This is a genomic window from Boseongicola aestuarii (assembly GCF_900184815.1).
Taxonomy (GTDB): domain Bacteria; phylum Pseudomonadota; class Alphaproteobacteria; order Rhodobacterales; family Rhodobacteraceae; genus Boseongicola; species Boseongicola aestuarii.
In genome coordinates this window covers 76,901-94,249 of the sequence record NZ_FXXQ01000009.1, presented here as the reverse complement: position 1 = coordinate 94,249, position 17,349 = coordinate 76,901, and the positions used below count along the sequence as shown (strand labels likewise).

The window sequence follows — 17,349 nt, the reverse complement described above, 5'->3', positions numbered from 1 at the left end:
ACTCCGCGTTTTGCCGGCCAAGTGATACGGGGGCGCGTTGAAAGGAGCAAGTCATGACGCAATCGATAAAAAAGGGGCCGGCAATGAGCCGGCCCATAAACGAGGAAATCGTCAGATGTCAGACAAAGAACTCGAAAACTTCCTTGGATTGAGCTTCAAGGTTCTTGCGCATTTTGCCGAAAGCCGCGGCTTCAAGCTGTCGTACGCGCTCTTTTGAGAGTCCGAGTTCGTCGCCGAGGCTTTCCAGCGTGCGAGGCGTGTCGCGAAGCTTGCGCTCGCGGACAATGAACCGTTCGCGTTCGTTCAGAGCCGACATCGCCTCAACCAGCCAGGTGCGCAGCGTTTCAATGTCTTTCTTATGCTCGACGCGCGCAGACTGCTGCGCATCTTCATCTTCAAGTGTTTCAATCCACTCGCGGCCTTCGTCATCCGAGGACTGGGTGGCGTTCAGCGAGAAATCTGAGCCGGCCAGACGGCCTTCCATCATCTCGACATCATGCAGCGGGACGCCGACTTCGGTTGAAATCATCTTCCGCATCTCATGGCGATCAAGCGCCTCGCCACGGGCGGCGGCTTCACGCTCCAAGCGGGCCTGAACGCGGCGCATGTTGAAGAACAACGACTTTTGCGAGCTTGTCGACCCGGTTCGCACCATGGACCAGTTCCGCATGACATGGTCCTGAATCGACGCTTTTATCCACCATACCGCATAGGTGGAAAAGCGAACGCCACGGTCAGGATCGAACTTTTCGGCGGCCTTCATCAAGCCAAGGTTGGCTTCCTGGATGAGATCGTTCATCGGCGCGCCATAGCGTCGGAATTTTGACGCCATCGAAATCGCGAGCCGCATGTAGGCCGTGATCAGCCGATGAAGGGCTTCTTCGTCGCGCTGGTCGCGCCACGCATAAGCAAGCTTCAGCTCGGTTTCGGCGTCCAGCAATTCAGCCTTCATCGCCTTACGTGAGAATGATTGATCGTTGAACCCGTCCAGCGCCATTCCAGTTCTCCCAGTATGCCGGTCACAACATGATGACCTGGTCTATTTGTCTCTATTTACGGCTCGATTTGCGGGTCGGATCACTTTTGGACTGAAATTGTTTGCAGGCCCTGAACAATTTGCATCGAAATTCGTCACTGGATTTTACGGGTAATTAACCAAACCACGGTCATATCGACGGCGGTCCTATTGATGATTGCCCGCTCCTATACCGTTGCCTTTGAAGGCATCGAAGTCCGCACAGTCGAGGTTCAATGTGCGCTGTCGCCCGGTGTTCCCTCATTTTCGATCGTCGGCCTTCCAAGCAAGGCCGTGACGGAAGCACGCGAGCGGGTGCGCGCCGCGCTGACCAGTCTCTCGATTGCACTTCCCCCAAAGCGCATCACCGTGAATTTGTCACCGGCCGACATGCCAAAGGAAGGGTCCTATTTCGATTTGCCGATCGCACTGGCACTTCTTGCGGCCATCGGCGTGATCCCGAACGACCAGGTCGAAGGACTGGTGGCGCTTGGCGAGCTTTCTCTGGACGGCGGTCTTGTCCAGGTCGCTGGGGCCCTGCCCGCAGCGCTGGCGGCAGCAGAAGCGGGTCGCGCGCTTATGTGCCCGAAGGCATCCGGTCCCGAAGCGGCCTGGGTTGGCGATGCCGCTGTCTATGCGCCCTCTACCCTTTCCGAGGCCATCGCTCATCTCAGCGGCAGTCGCCCGCTGGCTGTCGCCAAACCCGGCGAGATCACCGCCGGACCTGCACCGTTGGATTTGAGTGATGTCCTCGGTCAGGAGCGCGCCAAACGTGCGCTGGAAATCTCCGCCGCGGGTCGCCATCATCTGTTGTTGGTCGGCACACCGGGATCAGGGAAATCGATGCTGGCGGCAAGGCTACCCGGCATTCTACCCGCGCTCAGCCCCTCCGAGGCCCTTGAAACCTCCATGGTCCACTCTCGCGCAGGCATGATTGATGCCGGCGGCATTTCCAGACAACGCCCCTATCGTTCGCCGCACCATACAGCATCGATGGCCGCGATTGTCGGGGGCGGGAAAGGCGCACTTCCAGGAGAGATCAGCCTTGCGCACAATGGCGTGCTTTTCTTGGACGAGTTGCCTGAATTCCCCGGCAGCGTGCTGGAAACACTTCGCCAGCCCATCGAAACCGGCGATGTAACCGTCGCGCGTGCCAACGCGCATGTTAAGTATCCATGCAAATTTCTGCTGATCGCTGCCGCCAACCCCTGCAAATGCGGATACCTGCCTGATCCCGCGCGCGCCTGTGCCCGTGTGCCAGTCTGTGGCGAGGACTACCTTGGTCGTATCTCGGGACCATTGATGGATCGTTTCGATCTGCGGGTCGAAGTGCCACCAGTCTCATTCACGGATCTCGGTCGAGATGTGCCGACGGGCGAACCGTCCGAAGTCGTGGCTGCGCGGGTTGCTGCGGCACGGATGCGGCAGACTGCACGCTACGCCAACACGGATTTGCGCGTGAATGCCGATCTCAGCGGTGACTGGCTTGATGCAGTGGCAAAGCCGGAGAAGGAAGGTCAGGAATTCCTGCAACAGGCCGCTGAAAAGCTGGGCTTGTCAGCGCGCGGGTATCACCGGGTGCTGCGCGTCGCCCGAACCATTGCCGACCTTGCGGACGCAGGCGACGTGTCGCGCAAACACGTCGCTGAAGCCGTGGCTTTCCGGCTTGTCGGGCAACCGATCTAGGGTCCGAGTTCAGCTTCTTCGCGCTTCGATCGCATCCCAGATTGCGCCGGCAACGTTGATACCATCAAACCGCTCAAGCTCCTGGATACCGGTTGGAGAAGTTACGTTGATCTCGGTCAGGTAATTGCCGATGACATCGATACCAACGAAGATCTGACCCTTTTCCCGCAGTAGCGGACCAATGGCAGCGCAGATTTCACGGTCACGCGTTGTCAGTTCAATCTTCTCGGCGCGACCGCCGACATGGAGATTTGATCGCGTTTCGCCCTCGGCGGGCACGCGGTTGATCGCACCGATCGGTTCCCCATCGACCAGGATAACCCGCTTGTCCCCGTTTGAGACGTCCGGGACGAATTTCTGAGCGATCAGCGGCTCGTTGTTCATGCTGGTGAATAATTCGTGCAGGCTGACAAGGTTTCGGTCATAGGGTTCAAGTCGGAAAACTCCTGCGCCACCGTTGCCATAGAGCGGCTTCAAAATCATATCGCCGTGCCGATCCCTGAACTCGCGAATCGTGCGCAAATCTCTGGCAATCGTGGTGGGTGGCGTGAGATCCGCGAAATTCAGAACAAGGAGCTTCTCGGGATAATTCCGCACCCAGAACGGATCATTCACGACCTGTGTTGAGGCGGGAAGACGCTCGAGTATGTGAGTCGTCGTTATATAGCCCATATCGAACGGTGGGTCCTGACGAAGCCAAACAACATCGAAATCTGCCAGATCGACAGTCTGTTCCGGCCCAAGTTCCGCGTGATTTCCAACTTGTCGCCGCACCGTCAGTGGATGCCCGCGCGCAGTGACTCGCCCCTCATCGAGCGACAAGGCGTCGGGCGTATAATAGAAGAGCTCGGCGCCACGCGCTTGAGCCTCTTCCGCCAGACGGAAGGTGGAATCTGCATTTATGTCTATCGGACCGATTGGGTCCATCTGGATTGCGACGCGCATGGGAAGGCTTTCTCTGTGACCGTTGCGCCGCCTTCTTGACCGATCCGAGCACACACTGCAACGCACAGTCACTCTGCGCTCAGAGCGAGACGTTCTCTATGATCTCGCTCTCGCCGGATTCATTCACCAATGCCACGTCAATGCGGATTTCGGCGCCATTGCCCAACGGTATCGATGCGCAGAATTCCTCGGCTGCGCGTGCGATGCGCTGCATTTGTCGATCACTGAGACGCATTGCGGCCGTCGCAAAGTCACGGGCTTTCTTCACTTCAACGAAGACGAAAAGCGCACCCATCTGAAAGATAAGATCGACCTCTCCCGATTTGCTCCGCCACCGCCGTTTCACGACCTTCGCGCCGGCGTCACAGTAGACCCGTTCAATGCAATCTTCTGCAGCCAATCCGTTCATATAGTTGGTAAGTCTGCGCGCCTGAGCACTCATCAGGTTCCCCTTTGAGACACTGATTAGAGGCGTTATGACAAATTTCGGTTAATCCGGGGCCTGAAGTTCAAGACCAAGCTGATAGAGATCGCGTTTGGACAGTCCAAAGCGTTCGGCCACATCATTTGCCGCCGCCTTCAGTTTCTGCGTTTTCATCGCTTCGATCATCGCAAGCCGGACCTGCTCGGGATCGGCATCGGTCGTCCCTTTCGCAATGCAAACCACGATCTCGCCCTTTGGCACGACACCGTCGAAGTGTTCCACCAGAGTTCTCAATGTACCGCGTCTGACTTCCTCAAATCGCTTCGTCAACTCGCGACAAACGGCCGCTTCGCGGTCCGGCCCCAAAACATCCGATGCGGCTTCCAGCAAGGCCGAGACGCGCCGCGGGCTTTCAAAGAGAATCAACGTTCCGGCAACGTCGCGGAAGCTATCGAGAAACGCGCGACGCGCGGATTTGGCCGTCGGTGCAAAACCCGCGAAGACAAAGCAATCGCTGGGTAATCCGCTGAGGGACAACGCCGCCAGCGCTGCGGATGGTCCGGGCGCGGTTGTGACGGCAAGCCCGGCGTCAGCCATAGCGCGACCAAGCGAGTACCCAGGGTCCGCCACCAACGGCGTACCCGCATCTGACGCGTAGGCCACGGATTTGCCTTCCCGCACGGCTTCCAGCAATCGCGGGCGCATCGCTGCCCCGTTGTGATCGTGATAGGCCAGCACACGTCGTGCGCCGAGAGGCACTCCATGAATTTCCATCAGGCGGCGCAGAGTACGCGTGTCTTCTGCCACCAAGACATCTGCGGACATAAGAATATCAAGCGCACGTAGCGTGATGTCACGGGCATTTCCTATCGGCGTCGCCACGAAATAGAGCCCCGGCGAAAGCGGCACTTTCTGCCCGTTCCCTACCATGTGAGCCTCTGCGATTTACTTGATCGCCGTTTCTGCATAGGGTCGCGCACAATATTTCCACCGTTTTGGAGAACCTGTTCCATGGTCGCTTTTTTGGCTCTTCGCCGCAAGTTACTCTCCGGCTTTGTCGGGCTTTTGGCAATCGGCGCACTGATGGCCTGCGATGCCTCGCTTGGTTCAGGTCCGCTGATCAATACGTCGCGTCCGGTTCCGGTCGCGTTGCTTGTCCCAAAATCCTCGGGAACAGCAGCCGACTTGGCACAATCCCTTGAAAACGCAGCACGTCTTGCGGCCAGTGATCTTCAAAGCGTCCAGATTGATCTGCGCGTTTATGACACCGCCGGCACAGCTGAAGGCGCAGCATTGGCCGCAAATCAGGCCGTTGGCGATGGCGCGCGCATCATCGTGGGCCCGCTGTTCGGACAAGCCGCGTCGGCCGCGGGTCAGGCGGTCGCCGCGCGGGGCGTCAATGTGCTGACGTTCTCGAACAATCCGGCCATTGCGGGCGGCAACGTCTTCCTTCTTGGAAACACGTTCCAGACGTCAGCCGATCGCCTTGTGCGGTATGCGGCGTCGCAAGCAAAGGGCGATATCTACATTGTGCATGCCGATGACGGTGCCGAGATCACCGGCCGGGATTCCATTCAACGTGCGATCGCCGCAAACGGTGCCCGCCTTGCCGGAACGTCGTCGTTTCCTCTGTCTCAACAAGGTGTAATTTCCGAGATTCCGAACATTTCGCGCGCCTACCGGGAATCCGGTGCATCGTCGATCTTCGTGACTTCCGGCACGTCCGGCGCGTTGCCTTTTCTGGCGGAACTACTTCCGGAAAACGGAATTGATACCGAAGTCGCGCAGTTTATCGGATTGCAGCGACTGGATATCCCGACAAGCGCGCTTTCGCTGAAGGGTTTGCAGGGGGCCTGGTTTGCACTTCCTTCTCCGGACCAGACAGCGCGGTTCAATGCAAGGTATCAGGCCGCATTCGGGTCGCTACCCTCGCCGGTTGCAGGGCTGGCCTATGACGGCGTTGCAGCAATCGGAGCGCTTGTCGCCCAAGGCAACAGTGACGCTCTGACGCCTTCTGCGCTGACACAAGGTGCGGGTTTTGCTGGCGTATACGGTCCTTTCCGGTTCTTTCCGAACGGCACAAACGAACGCGGCCTCGCGGTCGCTCAAATCCAGAATAATCAGGTGATTGTCATTGACCCCGCCCCCAGAAGCTTTGGAGGCGCCGGTCTCTGACCAAGCGCCAGCGCCCGATGTAATGGCGCGAGACGACCTGATTGCGCCCGCTTCGGAGATCTTCAACGAGGCGGCTGTGCTAGCAAAGATCTCCAAGGCGCTTGAAGAGCGCGCCGATGGGGCGACCGTGCGTCAAGTCACTGTCACGACACTGAAGGCAGAAATATCCCACGGCCGCACCCTGATCGAAGATGCGTTCGAGCGCGCGCCCCTTGCTGCGCGGCCTGCGGTGGTGTCTTATGCCTATCTGACCGATGGTGTGATCCGGACGGTCCTGCATGTTGCGCAGACCTATCTTCATCCAAACCCCAACCCCACCGAAGGAGAGCGGATCGCCGTAATGGCGGTCGGAGGATACGGGCGTGGGGAAATGGCGCCATATTCGGACGTCGATCTCTTGTTTCTGAACCCATGGAAAATAACACCTTGGGCCGAGAGCCTGATCGAAAGCATGCTTTATATGTGCTGGGACCTTCACCTGAAGGTCGGCCATTCCAGCCGCACAGTGAAAGACTGCATTCGGCTTGGCCGGGAAGACTATACGATCCGTACTGCTCTGCTGGAGCACAGGTTCCTCGCTGGTGACCCGGGCATCGCCGATAAGCTTGCCAAGAAGCTCAAGTCGGATCTGTTCAAGAACACTGCCTCGGACTTCATTGAGGCCAAGCTTGCCGAACGCGGAGAACGTCACCGCAAACAGGGCGGTCAGCGGTATATGGTCGAGCCGAACGTCAAGGAGGGCAAAGGCGGGCTGCGTGATCTTCAGACACTGTTCTGGATCGGCAAATACATCCACGGCGTCCAGGATGCGGCTGACCTGGTGAAGGTCGGCTTGCTGCGCCAAGACGAATACGATGACTTCTTAGCGGCTGAAACTTTCCTGATGGCGATCCGCAATCATCTCCATATCGCTGCCGGGCGTGCGATGGATCAACTGACATTCGATATGCAAGTCGAGGTGGCCAGGCGGATGGGCTATGTCGATAAAGCCGGCCGTCGGGCGGTGGAAATCTTCATGCAGGATTACTTTCGCCATGCCACGACCGTTGGCGAACTGACGCGGATTTTCCTAACCGCGCTGGAAGCCAAGCACGTCAAACAAGCCCCCTCACTGGTCAATCTGTTTCGCCGTCGGCGAAAGGTGAACCCGCAATACTCGATCAAACAAAACCGCCTTACGGTCACGCGTTTGAAACCATTTCTGGCGGACAATCTGAACCTGCTGCGCATCTTCGACGAGGCGCTGCGAACGGGTTATCTCTTGCATCCCGATGCCATGCGGCTGATCTCGGCCAACCTGCATCTGATCGACGACACAATGCGGGCGTCGCCGGAAGCGAACCGGATATTCCTGGATATGCTGTTGAAGCGCGGCAATCCCGAGCGGGCTTTGCGGCGAATGAACGAACTTGGCGTACTGGCGGCATTTGTGCCCGAGTTTGCCCCGGTCGTCGCGATGATGCAGTTCAATATGTATCACAGCTATACGGTGGATGAGCATACGATCCAGTGCATCTCGACGCTGGCTCAGATCGAACGCGGCGAATTGGTCGAGGAATTGCCGGTCGTCAGCGGCATCCTCAAGCGCGGCGTGAACCGCAAGGTGCTTTATCTGGCCATGTTCCTGCATGATATCGGCAAGGGCCGGCAAGAGGATCATTCAGTCCTTGGCGCAAAGATTGCGCGGCGCGTTGCGCCTCGTCTGGGGCTCAAAGCGGACGAGGTGGAAACCGTCGAATGGCTCGTGCGCTATCATCTCTTGATGTCCGACATGGCTCAGAAACGGGATATTTCCGAACCGCGGACCGTGCGGGATTTTGCCAAGGGCGTGAAAACGCAAAAGCGACTGGATCTGCTGACGGTGGTGACGGTCTGCGACATTCGCGGGGTCGGCCCAGGTGTCTGGAACAACTGGAAGGCACAACTCATTCGCGCGCTGTACCGGCAGACGTCCTCGGCGCTTGAGCATGGCCTTGAGGCGGTGAACCGTGAGGCGGCCGAAAAAGAGGCCAAGTCCGCACTTCGCGCCGCTCTGGGCGACTGGGATACCAAGTCGCTTCGCATTGAAACTTCGCGCCACTACGGCCCCTATTGGCAAGGGTTGCCAAGCGAGGCGCATGTGGTGTTCGCAAATCTTCTGAAGGATATCGCCGACGACGAAATTCGTATCGACATCAAGCCTGACGAAGATCGCGACGCCACGCGGGTGTGTTTCGCGCTGGCGGATCATCCCGGCATCTTCTCGCGGCTTGCAGGGGCCTTGGCACTTGTCGGCGCAAACGTCGTCGATGCGCGTACCTACACTTCCTCGGATGGTTATGCGACGGCGGCATTCTGGATTCAGGACGCCGATGGCGCGCAATATGAATCCGCGCGTCTGCCTCGCTTGCAGGCGATGATCTCGAAGACCTTCAAGGGCGAGGTCTTGCCGCGCAAGTCGCTGATCGATCGCGATAAGCTGAAAAAGCGCGAAAAGGCCTTCAATGTTCCGACCTCAATCACTTTCGACAATGAAGGCTCGGATATCTACACCATCATCGAGGTCGACACACGCGACCGCACCGGGTTGCTCTATGATCTGACACGCACGCTGGCGGAAGCGAACGTCTATATTGCCAGCGCCGTGATCGCGACCTACGGAGAGCAGGTCGTCGATACCTTCTACGTCAAGGATATGTTCGGATTGAAGTATCATGCCCTCAGCAAGCAGAAGTCCTTGGAGATGAAGTTGCGCAATGCGATCCTCGAAGGCACGAAACGGGCACTCGACAAATGAGCCTGCGCAATGACTGGTCGGTAGGACGGTGAAACCCATTCGCCTCATCTCCGGGGTGCTGACGGTCGGCTTCTGGACCTTGCTCAGCCGAATTTTCGGGTTTGTCCGCGATATTCTGATTGCTGCATGGCTTGGCACGGGGCCTGTCGCCGAGGCGTTTCTGGTCGCTTTTTCGCTGCCGAATATGTTCCGTCGGTTCTTTGCCGAAGGCGCTTTCAACATGGCCTTCGTGCCACTTTTCTCGAAAAGACTCGAAGCCGATGACGGTGCGGAACCCTTTGCGCGCGACGCATTCGCCGGACTGGCCGCGATCTTGGTGGTGTTCACCGTATTGGCGACGGTTTTCATGCCATGGCTGGTTTTGGCGATGGCATCTGGATTTGCGGGAGACGAGCGGTTTGACATCGCTGTGACGCTTGGTCGGATCGTTTTCGTCTATATCCTGTTCATTTCGCTTGCGGCGCTCTTGTCGGGGGTTCTGAACGCCAGCGGTCACTTCATCGCGGCGGCGGCGGCACCGGTTTTGCTGAACATCATTCTGATCGCGGCGCTGATGGCCGCCGAAACAGGAGTGATCACGGCGAATGTGATCGAGGCGTCGGACGGACGCGGTATCCACGGAACGCTACTCTCTTTCGGCGTCGTGTTGGCGGGGATCGCGCAACTGGCCTTCGTGTGGGTCGCTGCGCGCCGCGCTGGATTCGATCTGCGACCCAAGTGGCCCGTCTGGACGCCCGAGTTGAAGCGACTCGCGATCATCGCGGCCCCCGCCGCACTGGCGGGCGGTGTGGTTCAGATCAACCTCATCGTAGGCCGCCAAGTTGCCAGTTTCTTTGATGGAGCAATCGCCTGGCTATCTTATGCGGACCGACTTTATCAGCTTCCGCTTGGCGTCGTCGGCATCGCCATTGGGATCGTCCTTTTGCCGGATCTGTCGCGACGCCTTCAGGCCGAAGACACGACGGGCGGTCAGTACGCCTTCAGCCGAGCTGCCGAGATGTCTTTGGCTCTTTCTGTTCCCGCAGCAGTTGCCCTGTTCGTCATCCCTGTGACGCTGGTTGGCATCCTGTTCGAGCGTGGCGCCTTTGGTCCGGATGACACGGGCGCGACCGCTCTGGCGACAGCCGTTTATGGGTTGGGCCTGCCGGCTTTCGTGATGCAGAAAGTCCTGCAGCCGCTTTATTTCGCGCGCGAGGATACAAAACGTCCGTTTTATTTCGCGGCCGTCGCCATGGTTGTGAACGCGGTGCTGGCCATTGGATTGGCCCCTGTCATCGGCTTTATCGCGGCCGCTATTGCCACCACGGTTGCGGGCTGGTCGATGTTTGCCTTGTTGTGGTGGAAAAGTCGCTCGATGGGCGTTGCAAGCCAGTTGGATGCGCGCGCGAGAGCGCGGATCGGACGGATCGTGCTGGCAGCCATTGTGATGGGGCTTGGGCTTTGGAGCCTTGAGCAGTTCATCACACCCGAGATGCTGATCGGGGGTCTTCAGTTTGCAATTCTGGGTTTTCTGGTCCTGTTCGGCATGGGGCTTTATGCTCTGGCGGGATTCGGTTTGGGCGCATTCAAGCCCGGAGACCTGAAAGCGGTCTTTCGCCGTCAGCGCTGACGTATCCGCGCAAAAAGGCGACGCAAGCCGCCGCGTGCAACGAAGGGCGCGACCAGAAAGCCGATGACGAACCCTGCAGCCTCGGCGATCCAGTCGCTTGAGCCGCCAAAAAAGACGCCGAAGAACAACTGAATTCCCAAGAGCAACCCGATGAGGGTGAACGCCTGATACTGGTTCTGCCCGGTCTGGCCGTAGCTGACCCAAAGAATGAACGTGTAGGTCCCGATCAGTCCGTAAACCGCCGGATACCCGCCCACCAGAGGACGTGGATCACCGCTCACGCCTGCAAAGATAAAGGCCCCGAAAATGGCCGAGATAAAAAACGTCGCAATGACCGCGAAGCCTCCGAGGACTTCTCCGACAAGCTTACCAAGGGCAAGAAGAAACACGAGAACGAACAGGACATGCGTGAAGCCAAGGTGGATAAAGGGATAGGTGACAAAGCGCACCAACTCGGGCGTGGTCCACATCTTTTGCTGGACGATGAACTCAAGCAGTGGCGCGAAAAAGCCATAGCTTTGGATCGCCTCGACACGCCAACCGGCGCCTGCGTCTCCTCCGATAATCCCACGCGTCCCGGCGCTGAGCAGCACCTCGACTGCAAAGATCGCCAGAGCCAGAGCTACAACGACGGGAGGAAGGGGGTTTACGACCGGCGGAAGGGGCTGAGGATCATCGCTCACGGGGTGTTTGCCTTTCTTGACGGGACTGTTCCCTCTCGGTAAGCCGCGTGGACGCGAAAATCCACCTCTTGAAAGGGTACAACATGACGAATGCGGCGTTCACCCCGCGCGTCTTCTCAGGCATCCAGCCTTCGGGCCGCCTGACGCTTGGAAATTACCTCGGCGCATTGAAGCGTTTTGTGGATATTCAGAATGAAGGCAAATACGAGTGCGTATATTGTCTTGTCGACCTGCACGCGATCACGGTCTGGCAGGAGCCAAATAAGCTGCGCGACAACACGCGTGAGCTTGCGGCGTTTTTCATTGCCGCTGGGATCGATCCGGAGAAGTCGATCCTGTTCAATCAAAGTCAGGTTCCGGCGCATGCGCAACTGGCGTGGATTTTCAACACCGTCGCCCGTATGGGGTGGATGGGACGCATGACCCAGTGGAAAGACAAAGCTGGCAAGAACAGCGAGAATGCGTCGCTTGGTCTGTTTGCTTATCCTGCGCTGATGGCGGCCGATATTCTTCTCTATCACGCGACACACGTGCCTGTAGGTGATGACCAAAAGCAGCACCTGGAGTTGACGCGCGATGTCGCCGCAAAATTCAACCATGACTACGGTGTGGATTTCTTTCCGATTACCGAACCGGTGATCAAAGGTCCGGCGACCCGCGTGATGTCGCTGCGCGATGGCACCAAGAAGATGTCGAAGTCCGATCCGAGCGACATGAGCCGGATCAACATGAGCGATGACGCGGACACACTTGCGCAGAAGTTCCGCAAAGCGAGGACCGACCCAGAGCCTTTGCCGGGAACCTATGCCGAGCTGAAAGATCGCCCTTCTGCGCGCAACCTGGTCGATATCTTCGCGGCGCTGTCCGAGCGCAGTCATGACGATGTGATAGCCGAGGTTGAGGGCATGCAGTGGGGGACGTTCAAGCCGTTGCTGGCTGATCTCGCAGTCGAGAAACTGTCGCCCATTTCCGGTGAAATGAAGCGTCTCATGGCCGATCCCGCCGAGATCGACCGTATCTTGGGTAGAGGGGCGGAACGGGCGGATGCGATAGCGTCGCCGATCCTGCAGAAAACCTATGATCTTGTTGGAATGGTGTCGTCGCGCAGCTAGGTTGCGCGATGGCTTTACGCTGGCCTGACACCTCGTTAGACCTGTGCAGTCAGATGTGGAGAGTGTGATGGCGAACGATCTTTTCAATTCCTTCATGACCGGCCCCGATGAGAACGGGCGTTTCGGGGATTTCGGCGGGCGTTTCGTGTCAGAGACATTGATGCCGCTGATTCTTGAGTTGGAAGCGCAGTACGAGCACGCCAAGACCGACCAGAGTTTCTGGGACGAAATGAATTTCCTTTGGACGCATTATGTCGGTCGTCCCTCGCCGCTTTATCACGCGGAACGTCTGAGCGAGCATCTTGGCGGTGCCAAGGTCTACATGAAGCGCGACGAGTTGAACCATACGGGCGCGCACAAGATCAACAACGTGCTGGGCCAGATCATTTTGGCACGGCGCATGGGCAAAACGCGCATTATCGCGGAAACCGGTGCGGGGCAGCATGGCGTTGCAACGGCGACTGTTTGTGCGAAATTTGGCCTGAAGTGCGTGGTTTACATGGGCGCACACGATGTCGAGCGTCAGGCCCCGAACGTATTCCGCATGAGGCTTTTGGGCGCAGAGGTCGTGCCGGTCACTTCGGGACGCGGAACGTTGAAAGACGCCATGAACGACGCGCTACGCGATTGGGTAACCAATGTACACGACACGTTCTATTGCATCGGAACGGTCGCGGGGCCGCATCCTTACCCTGCGATGGTGCGAGATTTTCAGGCGATCATCGGCAAGGAAACCAAAGAACAGATGATGGCTGCCGAGGGCCGTCTGCCGGATACGATCATCGCCGCAATCGGTGGTGGGTCGAATGCGATGGGGCTGTTTTACCCATTCCTGGACGACAAGGATGTGTCGATCATCGGCGTTGAAGCAGGTGGCAAGGGCGTGAATGCGAAGATGGAGCACTGCGCGTCGTTGACTGGCGGACGTCCCGGTGTTTTGCACGGGAACCGGACATATCTGTTGCAGGATGATGACGGGCAAATCCTTGAAGGGTTCTCGATTTCCGCCGGTCTCGATTATCCCGGAATTGGTCCCGAGCACTCGTGGCTGCATGAGATCGGGCGGGCGAAGTACGTAGCGATTACTGACGCGGAAGCCTTGGAGGCTTTCAAGCTTTGCTGTGAGATGGAAGGGATTATCCCGGCGTTGGAGCCAAGCCACGCGCTTGCGCATGTCATGAAAATTGCGCCGGAATTGCCGAAGGACCACATCATTTGCATGAATATGTGCGGGCGAGGCGACAAGGATATCTTCACCGTCGCCAAGGCGCTTGGGGTCGAGATGAACTTGGGCGCCTAGCGTCCGGGTAAAGTCAGTTTTCCTCGTAGGCGTGCTCCATCAGCACGTCCAGCGGGACAATATCCAGAGTTTTCGAGTGTGTCGCTTCGAGGCAAATCCGTGGGCCTGCGCCCTCTTCGGCGGCTTGTAGAAAACGTGACGCGCAAAGGCACCAGCGGTCGCCGGGTTTTAGTCCGGGAAACATGAACTCGGGGCGTGGTGTTGAAAGGTCGTTGCCGAGGTATTTCGAGAACGCCAGAAATTCCGCCGTCAGAATCGCGCAAACCGTGTGTTGGCCCGTATCTTCGGCGCAGGTGTTGCAGGCCCCGTCACGGAAAAAGCCTGTAACCGGATTGGTTGAGCAGGACTTCAGAGGTTCCCCAAGAACGTTGATCGCCGGGTCTTTTTTCATTGGCAGGCTCCCTTGAGGGAGGATCTAGCACGGCTTAAACGCCGGTCCAGTTCACCCAGCGTCCGTGAAAATCTGCGCGGGCGATTTCCTTCGTCTCGCCGCCTGGCCACATCGTCAAAGTGACAACAGCTCCAAGGCCGCCGTCTGCTTCCATTCCCAGATGAGCGAAGGGCATCAGCGGCGTTGCGGTCGCCCCGGCCCTTGCGAGGGCTGTGGTGACTTTTGCTTTTGTCGCTGCAGGAAAATATTGGGCGGCAATTGTGTGAAATACCACGCGACCCAAGCCGGAAGGGGCGTCAAGGACGTCAGTTAGCCAGTCCCCCGCATCAGCCTGGTCGATCTGCGCCGGAGCCGTCATGGCAAGATCAATCGCCGCGCTTGTGCGCTCAAGGCGATCCGGTTGATCGGGCCAAAGGTAGGCCAGAAGGCGGAGGCGGTCTTGCGGGCGGGTTGGATCGAGCGGGTTCAAGTCAACGCCGCGCCGGGACGCGACCGTTGGCAGCGCGGTCGGAGGTGTCGGACCTGTCCAGTCGGGACAAAGGCGCACTTTGGCTTCGGGGGGGCCAATTTCAGCGTTTGGAAGTTGCAGGTGGAACTGATCGGCAAAGAGATTGAGACCCCCGCTAGCTCCTAGTTCGAGAACCTCGATAGGCCTATTGAACCGAGCCTCGACAACGGCGAGTGCCGGAAGAAGAACCGCAGAGCGGCGCACTTCATTGGTTTGCGGCGCGCTTTCCAACCAGTTCAGGATGCGATCCGGGAACGCCTCCAGCGTTCGGTTGATCTCGTGCCAAAGATCGTCGTCATCGACCGTGTGAGGTGGATAGACGGTGTCCAGCGCCAGCCCTTCGATCCGCAAGGCATGAAGTGCCCCGGCCAATCGCAAGGGCACGTTGTCGCTTTGCGGGCGTGGGTCGCCGGTCCAGCCGAACACACGGTCGGCGACGGGCGTACCCGGCGTCAGGCGTTCCGCGAAGAGCAGCATCAGACGCTCCATGAATGGCGAGCCGAGTTTGGCGCAGGCGACCGACTGCGCGCGAAACGCACGCGGGATGTCGTACGTCACCGGAATCTATCGACCAGGCGCTGAAGAGGTGATTTGGCGTCTTCTGCGGGCGCGGGGTCCGCTGTCGCCGGTTTCGGTTTCGCGGCTGCGGGTTTCACGGTTGTGGAAGACCTTGGCGGGTTCAGACGAAGGGCGACTGCGTTCTGGAACCGGCCCGCATCACTTTCGGCAAGGTGCGGCGCACCATCGGAAATGCCACGCAACATGTCGTCCAGCCAATCCTGATCTGCCTTCGCGAAGTCCTTCAGAACATACCCCGGAACGGCGTCCTTGTGCCCGGGATGCCCGACACCCATGCGCACGCGCTGATATTCTGGCGTGATGTGCTGATGCAGTGACCTGAGGCCATTGTGACCAGCGTGGCCGCCGCCTTGCTTTACCTTCAGCTTGCCGGGCGCGAGATCAATCTCGTCGTGGAAAACGGTGATATCGGCAGGCGTCAGTTTGTAAAAGCGCATGGCCTCGCCAACCGATTGCCCGGAGAGGTTCATGAAGGTTTCGGGTTTGAGAAGGATGACTTTCTCACTGCCCAATTTGCCTTCCGAGACCGCGCCCTGAAACTTGCCACGCCAGGGCGCGAAGCCGTGATCGGACGCAATGCGATCCAGCGCCATAAACCCGATGTTATGGCGATTTTGGGCGTATTTCGCGCCTGGATTTCCAAGGCCAACAAAGAGCTTCATTGCGGCCAGACCCTAGCGATCTGCTTTCAGGGCCGCAAGTTCAGCGCGCAAGGCACGCACCTCTTCAAGGATCGCCGCGCTTTCGTTTTTCATGGCTTCGCGTTCGTCATGTGCGTTTTCGGCGTTTTCGGACTGCATGGCGTCGACGATCACACCGATGAACAGGTTCAAAACGGCGAAAGCAGTCAGAATAATGAACGGCACGAACAAGAGCCAAGCCATGGGAAAAATCTCCATGACGGGGCGCACGATGCCCATAGACCAGCTTTCCAGTGTCATGACCTGAAACAGCGTATAGGCCGAGGCCCCCAGCGAACCGAACCATTCAGGAAAAGCTTCGCCCAGCAGCTTGGTGGATATCACGCTGAACACGAAGAAAATCAGTCCAAGCAGTGCTACGATCGATCCCATGCCGGGAAGCGCGGTCAAGAGGCCCGCCACCACGCGCCGCATCTGTGGCACCGCTGAAACCAGTCGCAGCACACGAAGAATACGGAACGCACGAAGCGCCGAAAGCGCGCCGGTTGTCGGGACGATGGCGATTGCAACTACCAGAAAATCGAAGATCCGCCAGGGATCACGCCAGAATCCCCGGAAATCATGGAACATCCGTAAAATGATCTCGACAACAAAAATCCCCAGAACGATCTTGTCCAGCGCCAAGATCAACGGACCGGCAAAGGCCATGATGGTCGGGCTTGTTTCAAGGGCCAGTATGATCGCGTTAAAGATGATCAACGCCATGATGACAGGTTCAAACAGGCGGTGATTCAGCAGACGGGAAAGAGCGGTGTTCACGATAGCCTCGGGTCTTAGGGTCACACGGCAAGATGTGGTCTAATCCTGCCCAGACAAGTGACTATCGCCCGACACTATAAAATTCTCGTCTCTGGTCAGGTCCAAAGCCCAGCCAGCCCCGCATGACGGCCTCGAGATGCGCCACAACGCGCGCGCGCTGGGTTTCACGATTGATCGCGGCGGCAATCGCTGCGATGCCAACATAGGCTTCCAGATCCGCCGAAATCTTCTCGCTCGAGACAAGCGCCTCTCCGGTGCGGGCGTCAAACACGCTGAGTACGAAGCGTATGTTGTGAACCGCCGCGGGCGCGCGGGCGACAGCGGCTGGTGTAACCCCGTGGAACGTCAGAACGCGGGCGGTCATCGTGACTGCCCGGTTACCACGCAGTGAGCGTGTGCCCCGTGTCAGACCTTCGTCGAGAACCGCCGCCACCTGGGCACGGCGGTCTCCGAACGGTTCGCCATGCCAGACGATATCGGCTTGGGGGGCAAAAGTATTGTCGTTGGACACGGTTAGTGTGTCGGGCACCACTGTCACCACATCGACGACGCGCCAGGCCTTGGTCACATCACTACCGGGCGGGTCGTCATAGGCGACTTCCCAGGTTCCGGCACATCCAGCCAGAAGCATCAGCGTAAGCGCGACTGCAAAAGAGCGCCTGTTGGTCATAAAGTCCCGTGTCGTC

General features: G+C 58.4%; 16 protein-coding genes. 6 read left to right on the top strand and 10 right to left on the bottom strand.

The window, feature by feature from the left end; genetic code table 11:
- Nucleotides 1-118: 118 nt before the first annotated feature.
- A complete protein-coding gene (locus tag BOA8489_RS13385; protein ID WP_093974594.1) occupies nt 119-997 on the bottom strand; it encodes an RNA polymerase factor sigma-32 in 879 nt (292 codons plus the stop codon).
- 192 nt (nt 998-1,189) lie between these two features.
- Between BOA8489_RS13385 and BOA8489_RS13380 the strand changes: the two genes are divergently transcribed.
- Nucleotides 1,190-2,701, top strand: a complete 1,512-nt coding sequence (locus tag BOA8489_RS13380) for a YifB family Mg chelatase-like AAA ATPase (RefSeq protein WP_093974592.1) — start codon at nt 1,190-1,192, stop codon at nt 2,699-2,701.
- A gap of 9 nt (nt 2,702-2,710) precedes the next feature.
- Here BOA8489_RS13380 and gshB read toward each other — a convergent pair whose 3' ends face one another.
- From gshB to rsmI, 3 genes are all read right to left on the bottom strand, one after another.
- Nucleotides 2,711-3,646, bottom strand: coding sequence for a glutathione synthase (gshB, locus tag BOA8489_RS13375; protein ID WP_093974589.1), 936 nt, complete (start codon nt 3,644-3,646; stop codon nt 2,711-2,713).
- Nucleotides 3,647-3,725: 79 nt separating this feature from the next.
- Nucleotides 3,726-4,088 (bottom strand): YraN family protein, encoded by a 363-nt coding sequence (locus tag BOA8489_RS13370; RefSeq protein ID WP_093974587.1) that lies wholly within the window; start codon nt 4,086-4,088, stop codon nt 3,726-3,728.
- Between the two features lie 48 nt (nt 4,089-4,136).
- A complete protein-coding gene (rsmI, locus tag BOA8489_RS13365; RefSeq protein ID WP_093974585.1) occupies nt 4,137-5,000 on the bottom strand; it encodes a 16S rRNA (cytidine(1402)-2'-O)-methyltransferase in 864 nt (287 codons plus the stop codon).
- Between the two features lie 81 nt (nt 5,001-5,081).
- Between rsmI and BOA8489_RS13360 the strand changes: the two genes are divergently transcribed.
- Genes BOA8489_RS13360 through murJ form a run of 3 tightly spaced genes read left to right on the top strand, consistent with a single transcriptional unit; the run spans nt 5,082 to nt 10,630 of the window.
- Nucleotides 5,082-6,245 (top strand): penicillin-binding protein activator, encoded by a 1,164-nt coding sequence (locus tag BOA8489_RS13360; protein ID WP_093974583.1) that lies wholly within the window; start codon nt 5,082-5,084, stop codon nt 6,243-6,245.
- Nucleotides 6,205-9,021 carry a [protein-PII] uridylyltransferase gene (locus BOA8489_RS13355; protein ID WP_093974581.1) on the top strand — a complete coding sequence of 939 codons (2,817 nt, stop codon included), beginning with the start codon at nt 6,205-6,207 and terminating at the stop codon, nt 9,019-9,021. The genes BOA8489_RS13360 and BOA8489_RS13355 overlap by 41 nt, the downstream gene beginning before the upstream one ends.
- Nucleotides 9,022-9,049: 28 nt before the next feature.
- Nucleotides 9,050-10,630: a murein biosynthesis integral membrane protein MurJ gene (gene murJ, locus BOA8489_RS13350; RefSeq protein WP_093974578.1), complete on the top strand. Its 1,581-nt coding sequence runs from the start codon at nt 9,050-9,052 to the stop codon at nt 10,628-10,630.
- Here murJ and BOA8489_RS13345 read toward each other — a convergent pair.
- The gene (locus tag BOA8489_RS13345; RefSeq protein ID WP_093974576.1) at nt 10,621-11,313 is read right to left on the bottom strand and encodes a rhomboid family intramembrane serine protease; all 693 of its coding nucleotides are present in this window, start codon (nt 11,311-11,313) and stop codon (nt 10,621-10,623) included. The genes murJ and BOA8489_RS13345 overlap by 10 nt on opposite strands.
- An 83-nt stretch (nt 11,314-11,396) precedes the next feature.
- On the opposite strand from BOA8489_RS13345, the gene trpS reads away from it, so the two are divergent.
- The gene (trpS, locus tag BOA8489_RS13340) at nt 11,397-12,425 is read left to right on the top strand and encodes a tryptophan--tRNA ligase (protein ID WP_093974574.1); all 1,029 of its coding nucleotides are present in this window, start codon (nt 11,397-11,399) and stop codon (nt 12,423-12,425) included.
- A 67-nt stretch (nt 12,426-12,492) separates the two neighbouring features.
- Nucleotides 12,493-13,725 (top strand): tryptophan synthase subunit beta, encoded by a 1,233-nt coding sequence (trpB, locus tag BOA8489_RS13335; RefSeq protein WP_093974572.1) that lies wholly within the window; start codon nt 12,493-12,495, stop codon nt 13,723-13,725.
- 13 nt (nt 13,726-13,738) lie between these two features.
- On the opposite strand, the gene BOA8489_RS13330 is transcribed toward trpB, so the two are convergent.
- The 5 genes from BOA8489_RS13330 to BOA8489_RS13310 all read right to left on the bottom strand — a co-directional run bounded on the left by BOA8489_RS13330 (nt 13,739) and on the right by BOA8489_RS13310 (nt 17,333).
- Entirely contained in the window at nt 13,739-14,116 is a 378-nt protein-coding gene (locus tag BOA8489_RS13330) for a DUF2237 family protein (RefSeq protein ID WP_093974570.1), read from the bottom strand.
- A gap of 34 nt (nt 14,117-14,150) precedes the next feature.
- Entirely contained in the window at nt 14,151-15,182 is a 1,032-nt protein-coding gene (locus BOA8489_RS13325; protein ID WP_093974568.1) for a DUF2332 domain-containing protein, read from the bottom strand.
- Complete coding sequence (pth, locus tag BOA8489_RS13320) at nt 15,179-15,865, bottom strand: aminoacyl-tRNA hydrolase (RefSeq protein ID WP_093974566.1); 687 nt, start codon at nt 15,863-15,865, stop codon at nt 15,179-15,181. The genes BOA8489_RS13325 and pth overlap by 4 nt, the downstream gene beginning before the upstream one ends.
- A 12-nt stretch (nt 15,866-15,877) precedes the next feature.
- A complete protein-coding gene (locus BOA8489_RS13315; protein ID WP_093974806.1) occupies nt 15,878-16,663 on the bottom strand; it encodes an ion transporter in 786 nt (261 codons plus the stop codon).
- Between the two features lie 61 nt (nt 16,664-16,724).
- Nucleotides 16,725-17,333: a DUF6778 family protein gene (locus BOA8489_RS13310; RefSeq protein WP_245813835.1), complete on the bottom strand. Its 609-nt coding sequence runs from the start codon at nt 17,331-17,333 to the stop codon at nt 16,725-16,727.
- Nucleotides 17,334-17,349: the final 16 nt, after the last annotated feature.

Bases quoted from the DNA above. Each gene is read 5' to 3' on its own strand.
- BOA8489_RS13385 (WP_093974594.1), bottom strand. From the start codon at position 997: ATGGCGCTGGACGGGTTCAACGATCAATCATTCTCACGTAAGGCGATG.
- trpB (WP_093974572.1), top strand. From the start codon at position 12,493: ATGGCGAACGATCTTTTCAATTCCTTCATGACCGGCCCCGATGAGAAC.
- BOA8489_RS13330 (WP_093974570.1), bottom strand. From the start codon at position 14,116: ATGAAAAAAGACCCGGCGATCAACGTTCTTGGGGAACCTCTGAAGTCC.
- BOA8489_RS13370 (WP_093974587.1), bottom strand. From the start codon at position 4,088: ATGAGTGCTCAGGCGCGCAGACTTACCAACTATATGAACGGATTGGCT.
- BOA8489_RS13310 (WP_245813835.1), bottom strand. From the start codon at position 17,333: ATGACCAACAGGCGCTCTTTTGCAGTCGCGCTTACGCTGATGCTTCTG.
- rsmI (WP_093974585.1), bottom strand. From the start codon at position 5,000: ATGGTAGGGAACGGGCAGAAAGTGCCGCTTTCGCCGGGGCTCTATTTC.
- BOA8489_RS13360 (WP_093974583.1), top strand. From the start codon at position 5,082: ATGGTCGCTTTTTTGGCTCTTCGCCGCAAGTTACTCTCCGGCTTTGTC.
- trpS (WP_093974574.1), top strand. From the start codon at position 11,397: ATGACGAATGCGGCGTTCACCCCGCGCGTCTTCTCAGGCATCCAGCCT.
- BOA8489_RS13380 (WP_093974592.1), top strand. From the start codon at position 1,190: ATGATTGCCCGCTCCTATACCGTTGCCTTTGAAGGCATCGAAGTCCGC.
- pth (WP_093974566.1), bottom strand. From the start codon at position 15,865: ATGAAGCTCTTTGTTGGCCTTGGAAATCCAGGCGCGAAATACGCCCAA.
- gshB (WP_093974589.1), bottom strand. From the start codon at position 3,646: ATGCGCGTCGCAATCCAGATGGACCCAATCGGTCCGATAGACATAAAT.